This window comes from Ascidiimonas meishanensis, from assembly GCF_037782385.1.
In the GTDB taxonomy this organism is placed as follows: Bacteria; Bacteroidota; Bacteroidia; order Flavobacteriales; family Flavobacteriaceae; genus Ascidiimonas; species Ascidiimonas meishanensis.
Genome location: NZ_JBBEXD010000004.1, coordinates 202573 through 219352, shown reverse-complemented (window position 1 = coordinate 219352; position 16780 = coordinate 202573). Strand labels below are relative to the sequence as shown.

17 protein-coding genes are annotated in these 16780 nt (G+C 34.3%); 15 read left to right on the top strand and 2 right to left on the bottom strand.

What is annotated here, in order from left to right; all coding sequences use genetic code 11:
• Positions 1–35 precede the first annotated feature (35 nt).
• The 15 genes from WBG07_RS08655 to tsaB all read left to right on the top strand — a co-directional run bounded on the left by WBG07_RS08655 (position 36) and on the right by tsaB (position 13874).
• Entirely contained in the window at positions 36–1013 is a 978-nt protein-coding gene (locus WBG07_RS08655; RefSeq protein WP_340200389.1) for a cytochrome c oxidase subunit 3, read from the top strand.
• A 10-nt stretch (positions 1014–1023) separates the two neighbouring features.
• Entirely contained in the window at positions 1024–1407 is a 384-nt protein-coding gene (locus WBG07_RS08650) for a cytochrome C oxidase subunit IV family protein (protein WP_340200387.1), read from the top strand.
• Positions 1408–1472: 65 nt separating this feature from the next.
• Positions 1473–2111 carry a hypothetical protein gene (locus tag WBG07_RS08645; RefSeq protein WP_340200386.1) on the top strand — a complete coding sequence of 213 codons (639 nt, stop codon included), beginning with the start codon at positions 1473–1475 and terminating at the stop codon, positions 2109–2111.
• A 2-nt stretch (positions 2112–2113) separates the two neighbouring features.
• Positions 2114–2740, top strand: coding sequence for an SCO family protein (locus tag WBG07_RS08640; RefSeq protein WP_340200384.1), 627 nt, complete (start codon positions 2114–2116; stop codon positions 2738–2740).
• A gap of 1 nt (position 2741) precedes the next feature.
• Positions 2742–3290 (top strand): DUF420 domain-containing protein, encoded by a 549-nt coding sequence (locus WBG07_RS08635; protein ID WP_340200382.1) that lies wholly within the window; start codon positions 2742–2744, stop codon positions 3288–3290.
• 7 nt (positions 3291–3297) lie between these two features.
• On the top strand, positions 3298–3528 hold the full coding sequence (locus WBG07_RS08630) for a hypothetical protein (RefSeq protein WP_340200380.1): 231 nt from the start codon (positions 3298–3300) through the stop codon (positions 3526–3528).
• A 111-nt stretch (positions 3529–3639) separates the two neighbouring features.
• The gene (locus tag WBG07_RS08625; protein WP_340200378.1) at positions 3640–4884 is read left to right on the top strand and encodes an ABC transporter permease; all 1245 of its coding nucleotides are present in this window, start codon (positions 3640–3642) and stop codon (positions 4882–4884) included.
• 17 nt (positions 4885–4901) lie between these two features.
• Entirely contained in the window at positions 4902–6158 is a 1257-nt protein-coding gene (locus WBG07_RS08620) for an ABC transporter permease (protein ID WP_340200376.1), read from the top strand.
• A gap of 42 nt (positions 6159–6200) precedes the next feature.
• Positions 6201–7313, top strand: coding sequence for an efflux RND transporter periplasmic adaptor subunit (locus WBG07_RS08615; protein ID WP_340200375.1), 1113 nt, complete (start codon positions 6201–6203; stop codon positions 7311–7313).
• A gap of 156 nt (positions 7314–7469) precedes the next feature.
• A complete protein-coding gene (locus WBG07_RS08610; RefSeq protein ID WP_340200374.1) occupies positions 7470–8174 on the top strand; it encodes an ABC transporter ATP-binding protein in 705 nt (234 codons plus the stop codon).
• Entirely contained in the window at positions 8164–9393 is a 1230-nt protein-coding gene (locus tag WBG07_RS08605; RefSeq protein WP_340200373.1) for an ABC transporter permease, read from the top strand. The genes WBG07_RS08610 and WBG07_RS08605 overlap by 11 nt, the downstream gene beginning before the upstream one ends.
• A gap of 11 nt (positions 9394–9404) precedes the next feature.
• Positions 9405–10670 carry an ABC transporter permease gene (locus WBG07_RS08600; protein ID WP_340200372.1) on the top strand — a complete coding sequence of 422 codons (1266 nt, stop codon included), beginning with the start codon at positions 9405–9407 and terminating at the stop codon, positions 10668–10670.
• A 34-nt stretch (positions 10671–10704) separates the two neighbouring features.
• The gene (locus tag WBG07_RS08595; RefSeq protein ID WP_340200370.1) at positions 10705–11826 is read left to right on the top strand and encodes an efflux RND transporter periplasmic adaptor subunit; all 1122 of its coding nucleotides are present in this window, start codon (positions 10705–10707) and stop codon (positions 11824–11826) included.
• Between the two features lie 35 nt (positions 11827–11861).
• The gene (locus tag WBG07_RS08590) at positions 11862–13184 is read left to right on the top strand and encodes a TolC family protein (protein WP_340200369.1); all 1323 of its coding nucleotides are present in this window, start codon (positions 11862–11864) and stop codon (positions 13182–13184) included.
• A 15-nt stretch (positions 13185–13199) separates the two neighbouring features.
• Positions 13200–13874 carry a tRNA (adenosine(37)-N6)-threonylcarbamoyltransferase complex dimerization subunit type 1 TsaB gene (tsaB, locus tag WBG07_RS08585; RefSeq protein ID WP_340200367.1) on the top strand — a complete coding sequence of 225 codons (675 nt, stop codon included), beginning with the start codon at positions 13200–13202 and terminating at the stop codon, positions 13872–13874.
• Between the two features lie 5 nt (positions 13875–13879).
• Here the strand turns inward: tsaB and WBG07_RS08580 are convergent, their stop codons facing one another.
• On the bottom strand, positions 13880–14686 hold the full coding sequence (locus WBG07_RS08580) for a mechanosensitive ion channel family protein (protein WP_340200365.1): 807 nt from the start codon (positions 14684–14686) through the stop codon (positions 13880–13882).
• Positions 14687–14727: 41 nt separating this feature from the next.
• A complete protein-coding gene (locus tag WBG07_RS08575; RefSeq protein WP_340200363.1) occupies positions 14728–16773 on the bottom strand; it encodes a thioredoxin domain-containing protein in 2046 nt (681 codons plus the stop codon).
• Positions 16774–16780: the final 7 nt, after the last annotated feature.

The window sequence follows — 16780 nt, the reverse complement described above, 5'->3', positions numbered from 1 at the left end:
AAATTTGAAAAATTTTTAAAACAGATTACTTTTTTATGGAAGCTACTGTAACGAGTACAGAAACTAAAGGTAAAACATGGGGTGGAGGTAACCGACCATTAAATGCCAGCTATGGTAAAATGATGATGTGGTTCTTCATCGTTTCAGATGCCTTGACTTTTTCAGGATTTTTGGTGGCCTATGGATTTTCAAGATTTAAGTTTATAGAATCTTGGCCTATTGCTGATGAAGTGTTTACTCACTTTCCGTTTCTCCACGGTCAGCCATACCCTATGCTATACGTAGCATTGATGACATTTATTTTAATTATGTCTTCTGTTACTATGGTGCTGGCTGTAGACGCGGGTCATAAAATGCAAAAATCTAAAGTTACATGGTATATGCTTCTTACCATTATAGGAGGTATCATGTTTGTAGGTTCTCAGGCATGGGAATGGAATACATTCATTAAAGGAGATTTTGGTGCATTGGAAACTAAAGGAGGACAGATATTACAATTTGTCAATGCAGAGACTGGAAAACAAATCGCTATAGGTGATTTCACCAAAGCTTCTACACAAAGATCAGAATTAGAACGTAAAGATGCGTTTTGGTTTCAAAGTGAAAGTACACTGCCCACATATACAGTTGCAGACGTAGTAAATGCGTTTGAGAAAGATAATGATGTTCTGGTAAGAACACAGATGTTAAATGAGAATGGAGAAAAAACAATTCTCTCCAGAGAAGAATCCGTGAAGAAGCTTGAATCTGCTGTTATGGTAGTGGAAGGAGCTAATCTTATTAGAAATGAATATGGGAATAGACTCTTTGCAGATTTCTTCTTTTTCATTACCGGATTTCACGGTTTTCATGTCTTTTCAGGGGTATTAATTAATATTATCATTTTCTTTAATGTGATAGTAGGCACCTATGAAAAGAGAGGTCACTATGAAATGGTTGAAAAAGTAGGTTTATATTGGCATTTTGTCGATTTAGTTTGGGTTTTCGTTTTTACATTCTTCTATCTGGTATAAAAAAAATAAAATGGCACACGATACACATAAATTAGCAATTTTTAGAGGATTGCTTAAGTTTAAAAGTAATGAGCAAAAAATTTGGGGAGTACTTATCTTTCTTTCCCTTGTAACTATAGTAGAGGTTGCTTTAGGTATATATAAACCTGAAGGCTTAATGGTAAGTGTTGTAGGTATGAAGTTACTTAATTGGATTTTCATAATACTTACCCTTGTAAAAGCATACTATATTGCATGGGACTTTATGCATTTACGAGATGAGAACCCCACTTTTACCTGGACCATCGTACTACCTTTATTAGTATTAATTCCATATTTGGCATTCATATTACTGGTAGAAGGAAACTATATACACGATGTGATGAGAGATGGTTTTGTGAGTTGGGATTTCTAATACTTTAACAAGATATTAAAAGACGGTTTAACCGTCTTTTTTTAATTTTACACATTATTAAAACTATGAAGAAATACCTTGTGTTGGGAGTTCTTTTTGTACTCCCATTGGTCACTTATCTATTTTTTGCTTCAGGAGTAAATAACTTTATGAAGCTGCCAGTGCTTACAAAAGGAGTAGGAGAGGTTACTGATTATAGATCACTTTCAGGAGAATCAGTTTCATTGGAAGGTAATATTACAATTCTTGGATTCTTCGGAAATGATATTGAATTTAAAAGAGGCAATGCATTCAACCTAAATCAAAAAATATATAAAAGATTTTATGAATTTAATGATTTTCAATTTGTAATCGTTGTTCCAGATACGCCGGAAAATGAAAAAGAGCTTATTTTCCTAAAATCAGAACTAAACAATTTAGCAGATGCACATAAATGGAAATTTTTATTTGCAAGTCCTTCTCAAGTACAAACCCTCTTTGAAAGTTTACAATCCAATTATACGTTGGATGAGAATTATGGAAGCCATCAAGTATTTATTATTGATAAAGAATCAAATTTGAGAGGGCGTAAAGGAGATGAAACACTTTATGGGTTTGATGCAAGGTCTGTTGCCGAAATTAATAATAAGATGGAAGATGATGTGAAAGTTTTATTAGCAGAATATAGACTTGCTTTAAAAAGAAATAATAGATACCAAAATTGAGGATGAAGGGCTACTCATACATAGGAATATCATTTATTATTTTGGTTTTTGGAATCTGGGTGGTTCCAAAGATCGTAGATAAATTTCAAAAGTCTAATTTGGAAACTATCGGAAAGGTAAAAGACTTTGAATTCACAAATCAGAATGGAAAGACCATTACCAATAAAGATTATGAAGGGAAAGTGTATCTGGTAGAATTCTTCTTTACCACATGTCCTACAATTTGTCCAATCATGAATACTAATATGGTAGAAATTCAAAATGAATTTTATGGAAATCCTAAGTTTGGAATCGCTTCTTTTACCATTAATCCAGCTCATGATACTCCCGAAGTTTTAAAAAAATATGCAGATAAATATAAAATCTCTAATTCTTCATGGCACCTTTTAACAGGAGATCTTGGTGAAATTTACAAATTGGCAAACGAAGGCTTTAATTTGTACGTTGGCGAAAATACAGAAGTTGATGGAGGTTTTGAGCATTCTGGTTTCTTTGCATTAATTGATAAAGAAGGCAATATTCGCAGTAGACAAGATGATTATGGAAATCCTCTGGTGTATTATGATGGCTTAGATGAAAAAGCATTAGATATGTTAAAAACAGATATCAAGAAATTATTAAAAGAATAAAATGGCACAAAAAGAAGAGCTGGTTGCAAAAAAGTATAACAAGTGGATTGTTATCTTGTCTATTGTTATTCCAGTGGCAGTAGCCATATTGTTTAGAATTAAATTGAAAGATTTTGGTTTCGATGTTTCTCCACTATCATTTTTACCTCCAATTTATGCTACCATAAATGGTTTTACAGCTGTCTTGTTAATAACTGCGGTTCTTGCTATCAAGAAAGGCAATCGTAAATTACATGAAAGCCTTATGAAGTTTTGCATATTTTTATCTGTACTTTTCTTGATCATGTACGTTGCATATCACATGACTTCAGATGCCACTCCATATGGTGGAGAAGGAGCAATAAGAACCATTTACTTTAGTATTCTAATTTCTCATATAGTATTGTCTATTGCAGTTATCCCTATGGTTTTAGTAACCTATGTAAGAGCATTAGCTGAAAGATTTGACAAGCATCGTAAAATTGCTAAAATTACATTTCCAATTTGGTTGTATGTAGCTATAACCGGAGTAATTGTCTACTTGATGATTTCTCCGTATTATTCTTATTAAATGAACTATGAGCTTGAATATTTATAAAGTAATTTTTATACTAAGTGTCGCAATGCTCTTTTCATCAAGTGCAGAGGCACAGTGTGCGATGTGCAGGGCTGTATTGCAAAGTGGAGAAAGTCAGGAAGCAGCAGAAGGTATAAATAATGGAATTCTATATCTAATGGTAATACCGTATGTGGTGGTTGGAGGTATGTGTTATGTTGTTTACAAGCTAATGAGACCCAAGAAAAATTAGTTGCTTTTTCATTTTTATAGATCAACGAATTAGCTGTGCTTAGAGTTACTTAGAAATCTTAACTTAAAGATTTTTTTTATAATTAATTTTTAACAGATAATTAAGTCATGAATGTTTGACCTGGAGCGTTGGGAAGAAATCTTTAGCACAATTCGAAAGAATAAATTACGTACTTTTCTTACGGGGCTATCTGTTGCTTCCGGTATTTTTATTCTTGTTATTTTGTTAGGTGTGGGTCAAGGAATGAGAAATGGTATTCAGGCAGAATTCGAGTCTGATGCTACTAATAGAGTTTGGGTTTGGACCTATATTACCACTAAAGAATACAAAGGCTTGAATCCTGGTAGAAGAATTCAACTTACCAATCAAGATTTTCAGGGATTTATGACTTCGGAAACTAGTAGAATAGAATATCAATCTTCAATTTTTAGAGTAAACGCAAATTTGATTTCTTATGGAAAGCAATCTGGCAGCTATGCTGTACAGGGAGTACATCCAGATAATTTTTTTATTGAGAATCAGCAGATGAGTAAAGGAAGGTTTCTAAATTACATAGATGTTAAGAATGCAGAGAAAGTGGTGGTGGTTAGCACAAAAATAGCCAGAGAATTGTTTTTAAATGCAAAAGAGCCAATTGCAGAATATTTGAAAATTTCAGGAATCAATTTTAAAGTAATAGGGGTTTATAAAGATGCAAAAGACGAAGAAGAAGACAATCTCTTTATACCAATTACTACTGCCCAGAAAGTTTTTGGAGGAGGTAATCATATTTCTAATTTAACCTTTACAGTAAAACCAGAAGATAATTTTGACAATACGGTAAAAACCTCGGAAGAATTAACGCAGAATGTGATAAGTTACTTAAAAGAGTCACACAGTGTGGCTCCAGAAGATTTAAGCGCAGTAAATGCTTTTAATACATTGAAGGAGGCAAAAAGATATTTCACGCTTATAGAAAATATAAAGCTTTTTTTCTGGTTTGTAGGTATCTGTACCATTATAGCTGGGGTTGTAGGGGTTAGTAATATTATGCTCATTATTGTAAAGGAGCGAACCAAAGAGATTGGTATTAGAAAGGCATTAGGAGCTAAACCATGGTCTATTATAGGAATGATAATTCATGAGTCTATTTTTGTAACTGCTATTTCAGGGTTTTCAGGACTCATTGTTAGTATGGCTATTTTAGAAATCTTAGGACCCAATTTAAAGGTAGATTATCTTGTAAATCCTTCTGTAGATTTTAATGTGGCCCTAGCTACGGTCTTTATTTTAATCCTTGCCGGAGCATTAGCAGGATTTTTTCCAGCTTGGAAAGCAGCAAAAATTCAGCCAATTGTAGCATTGAAAGATGAATAATCTAAATAAGAATACAAATGTTTAACAAAGATAGATGGTTGGAAATATTGGAGGTGTTATCCTCCAATATGTTTCGTACCATTATGACTGCTTTTGGAGTATTTTGGGGTATTTTGATTTTGATTATTCTTTTGGCAGTTGGAAAAGGACTTGAAAACGGAGTTAAGAAAGATTTTGACGGGATAGCAACTAATACAATGTTTATGTGGTCTCAGACTGCTACGAAACCCTTTAAAGGGCTGCCAAAAGGTAGAGCCTATAATTTTAAATTAGATGATGTAGAAGCTATAAGGCAAAATGTAAAGGGGCTACAATATATCTCTCCAAGAAACCGATTAGGGGGTCCAGGACAAAACAATGTTATAAAAGGCACAAAATCTGGAGGTTTTGATATCTATGGAGACTATCCTGAGATTAATCAACAGGAAACAATGGATATTTTAGAAGGACGTTTTCTAAATTATACTGATCTTAATCAGCGCCGCAAAGTAGCTGTAATTGGAGAAGGAGTAAAGCTTAGTTTATTTGAAGAAAATGAGTCTATTCTTGGCACATACATTAAGATTCAAGGAGTCAATTTCTTAGTAATTGGAATTTACGGCCTTAAAAGTAGCAATGGAGATCTTGAGAGACAACAAAAAAAGATTTACATTCCCTTTACCACATTCTCTCAGGCATTTAATATGGCAGATAAGGTGAGTTGGATGGCAATTACCGCAAAAGATAATTTTTCTATAACCCAACTTAAAGAAAATATTTTTAGTATTATTAAAGATAGGCATCAGCTTAGCCCAGACGATGACCGGGCTGTAGGTCATTTTGATTTATACCAGGAATTTAGTAAAATAGAAAGGCTATTTACAGCCATACGTCTTATAGCTTATGTAGTTGGGATACTTGTTTTACTAAGTGGAGTTATTGGAGTAAGCAACATTATGCTTATTGTTATAAAAGAAAGAACCAAAGAAATAGGAATTAGACGCGCATTAGGTGAATCACCTTGGTCTATTAAAGTTCAAATTCTATTAGAGTCCGTATCGCTTACCATTATCTCAGGTATGGCAGGAATCGTTTTTGCTACGCTTTTACTTTATATTATGAACTATATTCTAGAGCTTAATGGACCTGTAGATATGTTTGCAAATCCCAGCGTAAATCTTGGAGTTGTTTTTATAGCACTAAGCATACTTATAGGCGCTGGTTTGTTAGCAGGCTTTCTGCCTGCACAGAATGCTATCAAAGTGAAACCAATAGACGCATTGCGTTCAGAATAACAGCATGCGCTAAATTTAAACTAAAGAATTAAGAAAATAATAATGAAAAAAACAATAACCGCAGTTGTACTTATAGCTATTGTTACCGCATTTGGGGGAGCTCTTTACTATTTGTACGCCAAGAATTCTGAGGATCCTATAACTTATAGGACAGAACTGCCAGAAAAACGAACTATCGTTAAAAAAACAGTTGCCGTAGGAAGTATTTTACCACTTCAGGAGGTATTAATTAAACCTAACATATCTGGTATTATTGAGAAAATTTATATTGAAAGTGGCGATATGGTGACAGAAGGAGATCTTATCGCAGAAATTAGGGTAGTGCCTAATTTATCTGCATTGAATAATGCAAAAAACGCTATACAAACCAACAAAATTGCGCTGCAAAATCAAGAAAGAGTTTTCAATAGACAAAAGGAACTTCACTATAAAGGAGTGGTTTCAAGAAATGACTATGAAACCTCAGAAACAGCTTATTTACAAGCAAAACAAAGTTATGCGGCTGCCGTTGAGAATTTTGAAATTGTTAAAACAGGAACCACTAAGGGTATGAAAAATGCCGCTAACACCAATATTAGGGCTACTTCTTCTGGGATGGTACTTGAAGTGCCAGTAGAATTAGGGAATCAGGTAATAGAAAGTAATAATTTTAACGACGGTACTACTATAGCCACCCTTGCTGATACCGATAAAATGATATTTAAGGGAAAGGTAGATGAATCAGAGGTAGGCAAAATAAAAGAAAATCTTCCGCTGGAAATAACGGTAGGTGCTATAGAAAACAAAACCTTTAATGCAGTATTGGATTACATTGCCCCAAAGGGAATTTTGGAGAATGGTGCCGTACAATTTGAAATCAAAGGCACTTTGCAAAAATCAGACAGTACCTTTATTAGAGCAGGATTGAGTGCCAATGCATCTATTATCCTGGCGAAAGCTGAAAACGTTCTTGCCATAAAAGAAGCGCTAGTGCAGTTTGATCCTGAAACGAAGATTCCTTTTGTGGAAATTGAGACCGGAGATCAGCAGTTTGAAAGAAGGGATATAACTTTGGGGATAAGCGATGGAATTTATACTCAGGTAACTTCTGGTATACAGGAGGGAGATCGAATTAAGATTTGGAATTTGGTCAATGCAAATGGAGGGAACAATTGAGAATTTTATTTTTTAACATTTTCTTTGCATTTGATTCTGTAACAATAATTAGATAAAAGAGTCTTATTCAAAAAAGAACAATCCATCAACTTAACATATTGTTAATACAATACTTTACATCAATTGATTAACATTGTGGAGAAAAAATAACTAACCATGATTGAAATTAAGAATTTGCATAAGTCTTACCGTATGGGGAGTAACTCATTGCATGTATTAAAGGGTATTGATTTTTCGGTTAAAGAAGGAGAACTCGTAGCTATTATGGGGTCTTCGGGCTCCGGCAAATCTACACTCCTTAATATACTTGGCATGCTAGACGAAGCAGATTCAGGAGATTATATGCTTGATAATGTTCCCATCAAAAACCTCAATGAAACTAAAGCCGCAAATTATAGAAATAAATTCTTAGGATTTATTTTTCAGTCATTTAACCTTATCAACTACAAAAGTGCTTGGGAAAATGTAGCACTTCCATTGTATTATCAACGAGTTCCTAGAAAAGAGCGTCAACAAAAAGCCATAGAATATTTGGATAGAGTAGGCTTAAAACAATGGGCAACGCATTTGCCTAGTGAGCTTTCTGGTGGGCAAAAACAAAGAGTAGCTATAGCGAGAGCCATGGCAGCAGAACCAAAGGTTTTATTAGCAGATGAACCAACCGGAGCCCTAGATAGTACAACATCTTATGAAGTGATGGATCTTATTCAAAAGATTAATGATGAAGGGAATACCATTTTAGTGGTGACGCATGAAAAAGATATTGCGCATATGTGCAAACGTATTGTTCATTTAAAAGATGGAATCATTGAAAAAGATGAATTTGTAGAACAGGTAAGAGCTTCAGCATATGTTCAGTAGAGATCGTTGGCAGGAAATATTTCAAACCATTAGTAAAAATAAGCTAAGAACCTTTCTTTCCGGATTTACAGTAGCTTTAGGAATACTCATTTTTGTGGTTTTGTATGGTTTTGGTAATGGATTGAAAAATCAATTCAATGAGTTTTTTATGGATGATGCCACCAATGTATTTTTTGTTTTTGCCAATAGAACCTCTATGCCCTACAAAGGATTTAAATCTAACAGAGCTATTGAATTCAAAAATGATGACATTGATGATATTAAAACCAATTTCCCTTTCTTTCTAGAATATATTACCCCAAGAATCTTTTTTAGCTCTTTGGTAAAATACAATAACGAATCCAATAATTATAGTGGCAGAGGAGTAGGTCCCGCACATCAATTTAATGAAAAGACCATTATGATGAAGGGGAGATATCTCAATGAAGATGATATCAAGAATCGCACTAAAAATGTAGTGATTGGTCGTTTAATTGAAAAGGATCTTTTTAAAGGTAAAAATGCAATTGGAGAATACATAGATGTAGGCGGTAGTGTATTTAAAGTGATAGGAGTTTTTCAAGATGATGGTGGTGATAATGAGGAAAGACTCATGTATATACCTTATACCACAAGACAGTTAATGACAAAAAATACAGATAAAATTGATCAAATTGTACTCGCTTTTAAACCACAATTAGGATATTCTGGAGCAGTAACTTTTGAAGGTAAACTCAATAAATTTCTAAAGAAGAAGAAAAATATTCATCCAGATGATCAGGCAGGGATTTTTATTAGAAATATAGCTGATAATTTAAAACAAAATCAACAATTTGCAGGAGTACTCCAAATCATTGTGTTCTTTGTATGTCTTGGTACTCTTATTGCAGGAATTATAGGTATTAGTAATATTATGGTCTTTGTAGTAAAAGAAAGGACCAAAGAGTTGGGTATAAGAAAAGCATTGGGCGCTACGCCTAAATCAGTTATTGGCATGATTATGCAGGAATCTATTTTTATTACTGCTATTGCTGGATATATTGGACTATTTGCAGGGATTGCAATTTTAAGTTCCCTGGGAGAAACACTTCAAGATTATTTTATTAAAGACCCCTATATAGATACAGGAGTAGCGATAGCCGCTACGATTATTTTAATCATTTTTGGTGCAATCGCAGGCTACTTTCCAGCAAAGAGAGCTGCTCGTATTAAACCAATTGTAGCCCTTCGGGACGAATAAATTAAGTAAACATGAGATTTATTTTTCAACGAGATACGTGGCAGGAAATATTTGGTTCTATTAGAAAAAATAAGTTAAGAACCGTCATTACCATTATCGGGGTATTATGGGGTATCTTTATTTATATCGCATTATCTGGAGCCGCAAAGGGTTTAGACAATGGTTTTGAGAAACAATTTGAGAATGTAGCCATGAACAGTATGTTTGCATGGGCACAATCTACCAGCATCCCTTACGGAGGTTTTAAAACAGGAAGGCGATTACAACTCAAATTAAACGATGCAAGAACCTTACAAGATCGTATCCCAGAAATACAATACATAGCTCCTAGAAATGCAACAGGAGTTTTTGGAGGGCCACCTGCGCAAATAGTCAGGGGGCAAAAATCGGGTAATTATAATATTTATGGTGATTATCCAGTATTTACAAAAATTGCCACTAAAAAAATCTATGATGGAGGACGTTTCATCAATGATGCCGATATTAAAAATGAACGTAAAATATGTGTTATTGGAGAAAGAACCCAAAAAGAATTGTATGAAAAAGACGAAGACCCTATTGGTAGTTATATTCGTGTAGATGGTATCTACTTTCAGGTAGTAGGTGTTCATAAATACATTCAGGGAGGTGGTTTTGAAAGTGATAGTGATATTTTTATCCCTTTTACTACTTATAGAACCTTATATAATACAGGTGAAGGTGTAGATTGGTTTTCCATTGCAGCCTATGCAGATGTAGATGTACTCAAAGTAGAAGAAGATGTAAAAGCTGTTCTAAAAAAGATACATAATGTTTCGCCAAAAGACGAGCGTGCTTTTGGTTCATTTAATCTCGGTGAGATTTTTGGTCGTATTATGGGCTTTTCAAAAGGAATGACTTTCCTTTCGCTAATAGTGGGTATTGCCACTATTCTTGCGGGAGTTATTGGGATTGGTAATATACTTTTAATATCAGTTAAAGAAAGAACTAAAGAATTAGGCGTTAGAAGAGCACTAGGAGCAACTCCAGGTGAGGTTAGAGGTCAAATTATACTAGAGTCCGTTTTTCTTACCGTAGTGGCAGGTATTTTAGGAATTACGATGGGAGGTTTATTGCTTAGTGGATTAGATGCAGCTTTTTCAGATAAGGGAGATTTTCCTTATACAAACCCTACGGTTCCCATCCCGCTTATTATTGGAGCGGTAGTAATTATGATAGGCCTTGGAACACTTATAGGTCTCATTCCTGCACAAAGAGCGGTTAGTATCAAACCTATAGACGCATTAAGAGAAGAATAACAAACTAAACAACCAAAAGATAAAAGTCAAAAGAATGAAAAAAGTAATTAAAATCGTACTTATCGTAATTTTTGTTTTGCTTGCCTTGGTGGCTGCGGCTTACTTTATAAAGTCAAATAGCAAATCACCCATAACATACGAAACAGAAACACCCTTTACTACTAGTATTGAACAAAAAACAGTAGCAACGGGTAAGGTGGTGCCAGAAGATGAAGTAGCAATTAAACCACAAATATCTGGTATTATAGATAAGATTTATGTGGAAGAAGGGGCTACCGTTAAAAACGGAGATCTTATTGCAAAGATAAAAGTAGTGCCAAATGAACAGTCTTTGGTAAGCGCCAGAGGTCGTGTAAGTAATGCTGAGATATCACTTAAAAATTCTATAATAGAATTTGATAGAAATAAAGCGCTTTTTGATAAAGGAGTGGTTTCAGATCAAGATTATCAAAACATACAACTACGGTATGAGCAAGCAAAACAGGAGTTAGAAAATGCGAAGAACGACTATCGTATTATTAGATTAGGGTCTGCTGGAGGTTCTGGTATCGCAAATACCAATATTAGAGCAACTGTATCCGGTACTATTCTTGAAATTCCTGTAAAAGAAGGAGATCAGGTAATACAAAGTAATAACTTTAATGATGGTACAACTATTGCTACCATAGCAGACTTAAGTAAAATGATTTTTGAAGGCAAAGTTGATGAGGCTGAGGTTGGAAAACTTCAAATTGGAATGCCATTAAAAGTGAGCCTAGGTGCAATTCAAAAGAAAGAATTTGATGCTAAATTACGCTTTGTTGCGCCTAAAGGAAATGAAGAAGCAGGAGCAGTACAGTTTAAAATTGAAGGTGATGTGTATTTAGACGATTCTTTCTTTATTAGAGCTGGATATAGTGCAAATGCCTCTTTGGTTTTAGAAAAAAGAGATAGTGTGAAGGCTATTAAAGAGGCCCTATTACAGTTTGATAAGGAAACCGATGAACCTTATGTTGAAGTTTCTACTGGAGATCAGAAGTTTGAAAGAAGAGATATTGAAGTGGGTATATCAGACGGGATCAATGTAGAAATATTATCTGGATTGGAAATGGATGATAAGGTAAAGGTCTGGAATAAAACAGAACCCCTTAAGAAAGAAGAAGAAACTAAAGAATAGCGCTAACTAATAGTATAAATTTGAAAGAAAAGCTTATGAAGGCTAAACTTATAATGATCATTGTTCTTTTTACAGTTGCACTTACAAATGCACAGAATAAAAAATGGACTCTTAAAGAATGCATTGATCATGCTTTAGAACATAATATTGATATCAAACAATTTGAACTGGATCTGGAAAACAGCGAGATAGATAAATCAGATGCAATAGGTAATTTTCTTCCTAATTTAAATGGTAGTGCCACCTTTTCTTCCAATACAGGTCTTTCGCAGAATCCAACTACGGGAATTCTTGAAAATACTACACAGAGTACTGTTTCTGCGGGCTTAAATTCTGGAATTTTATTATTTGATGGATTGCGAAATATTAAAAGATACAATCGGGCTAAAATGTCAAGATTGGCAGCTCAGTATCAATTGGATAATATTAAGGATGATATCTCTCTTAATGTAGCCAATAACTATTTGCAAATTCTGTTTAACCGAGAAAACTTGGCAGTTGCAAAGGCTCAGTTTGAGGTGACAGATCAAGATTTGAAAAGAACCAGAGAACTCGTTGAATCTGGAGTAGTACCACGAGGAGATTTGTTAGAAATTGAAGCAACAATAGCTACTCAAGAACAACAAATAGTAAATGCAGAAAATGCATTGCGCCTTTCTAAAATTGCTTTAGCACAGTTACTTATTATAGAAGATTATGAAAATTTTGATGTATCTGATGAAGATTTCATGATCCCACCAACTACGATTACTGAAAATACACCAAGAACAATTTTTGAAAAAGCAGTAAGTTTTAGAAATGATATTAAACTTTCAGAAACAAATGTAGAACTTGCTAAAAAAGATGTTGAAATTGCAAAAGGTGCTTATTACCCTACCTTATCTGGTTTTTTCAATTACAATACGCGATATACAGACCAGATTTCAAACCCTCTTATTGAGCAGTTCTATACCTTTGATGGAATTGCTTACGGCGTACAATTAAATGTGCCTATATTTAGTCGATTTTCTACACGAAACAATGTAAGGAGACAAAAAATAGCTTTAGAACGTACAGAGCTTCAGTTAATTAAGGACAAGTTAGGTCTTGAAAATACAGTAAATCAGGCCTGGTATGATACCAGAGGATCTTTAAAAGCCTATGAGGCAGCAGAGAAAGCACTCATTTCAAGAAAGGAAGCTTTTCTTTACGCTAAAGAGCGTTTTAATGTTGGTTTAATGAACTCTTTTGATTTTAGTCAGGCGCAGTCCAGATTAGACAATGCAGAGGCAGATCTTATTCGTACTAAATACGATTATATTTTTAATCTAAAAGTCCTTGAATTCTATTTTGGGATTCCGTTAGATGAGTTTAAATAATATATTTGCAGTCTTATGGCTGTAATTTTACAAATAGAAACAACCACAACAAACTGTTCGGTAGGTATTTCAAAAGATGGCGAGCTGGTTGCCATTAAAGAAAAAAGTGACGACAAGTATTTGCACGCCGAAAGTTTACACCTTTTTATAGAAGAAGCATTGAAAGATGCTTCTTTTCTGTTGGAAGAAGTGGATGCAGTAGCGGTAAGTATGGGGCCAGGATCATATACCGGGTTAAGAATAGGTGTTTCAGCTGCTAAAGGCTTATGCTTTGCACTAGAGAAGCCATTGATAAGCGTTTCTACACTAGAGTCTATGGCGCATCAACTTAAGATAAATAAAGGATGGTTAGTTCCCATGCTAGATGCCAGAAGGATGGAAGTGTATACGGCCGTTTTTGATAATGCCTATAAAATAATGAAACCTGTTTGGGCAGAGGTAGTTACAAAAGATTCTTTTCAGCAAGAATTAGCAAGTGGAGAAGTACATTTTTTAGGAAATGGTGCTACAAAATGCAAAGAACTAATTAAACATTCTAATGCTATTTTTCACGATGAGATACAACTTCCGTCCGCCAGACAAATGACCATGCTAGCCTATAAAAAATTCAAAATAGGCAGCTTTGAAAACGTTGCCTATTTTGAACCTTATTATCTAAAAGATTTTATGGGTACCAAGTCCAAAAAATAATTTGGTTATTTCTGAATTTCAACTTGATGTGGAAATGGTATCTCTATACCAGCTTCATCAAGAGCATTTTTAGCAAGCTCCAGAGTGTCAAAATAAACATCCCAGTAATCATCAACATTAGCCCAGGGTCTAACTGCAAAATTGATGGAACTATCTGCGAGTTCAGATACATTAATGGTAGGTGCAGGATCTTTTAGAACTTTTTCCTGAGAAGTTAAGACTTTCATTAGAACTTCTTTTGCCTGTTTGATGTTGGTGTCGTACCCAACTCCTATTGTATGGTCAATTCTTAAAGTACCTTGGCTTGTATAGTTAACAATGTTTCCGTTACTCAGACTTCCATTAGGTATAATGATCTCCTTATTAGAAGGCGAACTTAATTTGGTAGTAAATATTTGAATTTCCTTTACAACCCCCAACTCGCCTTGAGCTTCAATAAGTTGACCAACTTTAAAAGGTTTAAAAATCATGATCAATACTCCCCCTGCGAAGTTTGATAAAGAGCCTTGTAAAGCAAGGCCTACTGCCAGACCTGCTGCTGCTAGAATGGCGGCAAATGAAGTGGTTTCTACACCAATTGTGCCTAGTACAGCAAGAATTAATAAGATTTTGAGTCCCCAAGAAAGCATATTCATTAAAAAGCCTTGTAATGTGGGATCATATTCCCTTTTATTCATGACCTTTCTAAGGGTTTTGGTAATTTTGCTCACTACCCAAGATCCTATGATCCAGATAAGAATAGCTCCTAAAACTTTAGGTCCATATTGAGTGATCCATTCAAAACCTGCGTCTATCCATTTTTGTACATTCATTTTTTTGTTCTTTTTAAGTTGTTGATTAAGTATACTACTTCCTATAAAGTAGATTGAAGTTTTTTTAATGCTGCCTCTGCCGTTTTAACAGGAAGGTCACATGTATTATTCTTACAAATATAAATAAGTGTTTCATCTGTTGGTAATCTTTGTTCAAATAAAGATAACTGTGTTTCTTCAGCATTACTTCCCGCAATAATTAAAGATGGCAAGTAATGTTTATTTAATTGTTGAAGCAATTTTTGATGTTCTTTTCCTGTAATAACCACTTCTGCAAATGGGTTTGTGAAATTCATATAATTGTGAAGCCAATTTGCATGGCTATAGGGGTATTCTACTGCCTCATCTAACATACGCAGCATCATACCTTTTGCAATACTTTCATATCTAGCTTCTCCAAAAAATCGAGATAACTTAAATAATACCTTTTGTATAATAGAATTGGATGCAGGTATTACATTATCATTTTTTTCAATTGTTCTAGTTACAATAGGGGCGTCTTCATTAGATGTAAAATAGAATAACTCGTTTTTCACATCGTAGAAATGCGCTAAACTATAATCAACTAGTTTTTTAGCAAGTAAAATCCAAGATTCATCGGAGCTTACTTCATATAAGCTTATAAAGGCATCTGCACAGGATGCATAGTCTTCTAAATAACCATTAATACTACTGTGTCCGTTTTTGTGAATATGGAATAATTTTCCATTTTTAGACAATAGATGCTTCTTTATAAAATGGGCATTTTTAAGGGCAATTTCCAGGTAATATTTGTTTTCCAATGCTTTGTATGCCTCTATATAGCCTTTGAGCATTAATGCATTCCAAGAAGTTATAATCTTATCATCTAATCGTGGTCTTGGTCTTTTCGCTCTATGTTCTGCAAGGAGCTTCTTGCACCTTGAAATACATGCTTTCAAGTCTTCTAAAGGGATTTGATGTTTAGCTGCAATTTCTTCATTTGAATGATTTCTAATCAGTACATAAATATTATCTTCCCATAGCCCGTACTCATTAATGTTATAATAGTCTTTGAATAGGTTGAAATCTTTTCCTAACAACTGTTTAAGAGTAGCTTCTGTCCAAACATAAAAGGCGCCTTCTTCCATTTCATCTTTATCGTTTAAACTATCTGCATCCAATGATGAATAGAAAGCATAATCAGGGGTCATCAATTCACGCTCAATAAAGTTCAAGGTCTCTTCTATTACATTTTTATAAAGTGCTATTGGTTTGGTTTTATAGGCATTTGCATAAAGACTTACCAGCTGCCCATTATCATAGAGCATTTTTTCAAAATGGGGTACATGCCAAATAGCATCTACAGAATATCGTGAAAATCCACCTCCAATAGCATCATAGATACCACCATATGCCATTTTGGTAAGTGTGGTATGTACATAAGAAAATATTTCTTCATCCTTATAATATGTAGCATATCTGAGTAAAAACTCAAAATTAACAGGCATCATAAATTTAGGAGCTCTGGTGGGACCGCCATATTTTAAATCAAAATAGGGAGACCATTCCGTAACCGCTTTTTTTAAGTGAGCAGATGAAAATTCTTTTGTGCTTTTTTCAGTAATTTGATGTAATTGAGTGATGCCAGCACTTAAATTGTTCGCATATTCCTCAATTTTGGCAGGAGATTCTTTATATAGCTTTGATATTTGGTTTAGATAAGAGATCCAATCATTTTTTTTGAAATAAGTTCCACCCCAAAAAGGTCTTCCGTCGGGTAATGCAATCACATTCATAGGCCAACCTCCTGCACCTGTCATAAGTTGAACAGCATCCATGTAAACTTGATCAATATCTGGACGTTCTTCACGATCTACTTTAATATTAATAAAATTAGCATTCATTACTTTGGCAACTTCTACATCTTCAAAACTTTCTTTTTCCATTACATGGCACCAGTGGCAGGCAGCATATCCAACACTTATAAGTACTAATTTATTGTGTTCTCTTGCTGATGTTAATGATTTCTCATTCCAAGGAAACCAATCCACAGGATTATGGGCATGCTGTAATAGATAAGGGCTGGATTCATTTATGAGTGCGTTGGTAAATTTTTTTTCAGGCATATGCAAA

Coding starts and splice junctions, on each gene's coding strand:
- WBG07_RS08640 (WP_340200384.1), top strand. CDS start 2,114: ATGAAGGGCTACTCATACATAGGAATATCATTTATTATTTTGGTTTTT.
- WBG07_RS08600 (WP_340200372.1), top strand. CDS start 9,405: ATGAGATTTATTTTTCAACGAGATACGTGGCAGGAAATATTTGGTTCT.
- WBG07_RS08620 (WP_340200376.1), top strand. CDS start 4,902: ATGTTTAACAAAGATAGATGGTTGGAAATATTGGAGGTGTTATCCTCC.
- tsaB (WP_340200367.1), top strand. CDS start 13,200: ATGGCTGTAATTTTACAAATAGAAACAACCACAACAAACTGTTCGGTA.
- WBG07_RS08610 (WP_340200374.1), top strand. CDS start 7,470: ATGATTGAAATTAAGAATTTGCATAAGTCTTACCGTATGGGGAGTAAC.
- WBG07_RS08655 (WP_340200389.1), top strand. CDS start 36: ATGGAAGCTACTGTAACGAGTACAGAAACTAAAGGTAAAACATGGGGT.
- WBG07_RS08605 (WP_340200373.1), top strand. CDS start 8,164: ATGTTCAGTAGAGATCGTTGGCAGGAAATATTTCAAACCATTAGTAAA.
- WBG07_RS08645 (WP_340200386.1), top strand. CDS start 1,473: ATGAAGAAATACCTTGTGTTGGGAGTTCTTTTTGTACTCCCATTGGTC.
- WBG07_RS08635 (WP_340200382.1), top strand. CDS start 2,742: ATGGCACAAAAAGAAGAGCTGGTTGCAAAAAAGTATAACAAGTGGATT.
- WBG07_RS08590 (WP_340200369.1), top strand. CDS start 11,862: ATGAAGGCTAAACTTATAATGATCATTGTTCTTTTTACAGTTGCACTT.
- WBG07_RS08625 (WP_340200378.1), top strand. CDS start 3,640: ATGTTTGACCTGGAGCGTTGGGAAGAAATCTTTAGCACAATTCGAAAG.
- WBG07_RS08615 (WP_340200375.1), top strand. CDS start 6,201: ATGAAAAAAACAATAACCGCAGTTGTACTTATAGCTATTGTTACCGCA.
- WBG07_RS08650 (WP_340200387.1), top strand. CDS start 1,024: ATGGCACACGATACACATAAATTAGCAATTTTTAGAGGATTGCTTAAG.
- WBG07_RS08595 (WP_340200370.1), top strand. CDS start 10,705: ATGAAAAAAGTAATTAAAATCGTACTTATCGTAATTTTTGTTTTGCTT.
- WBG07_RS08630 (WP_340200380.1), top strand. CDS start 3,298: ATGAGCTTGAATATTTATAAAGTAATTTTTATACTAAGTGTCGCAATG.
- WBG07_RS08580 (WP_340200365.1), bottom strand. CDS start 14,686: ATGAATGTACAAAAATGGATAGACGCAGGTTTTGAATGGATCACTCAA.
- WBG07_RS08575 (WP_340200363.1), bottom strand. CDS start 16,773: ATGCCTGAAAAAAAATTTACCAACGCACTCATAAATGAATCCAGCCCT.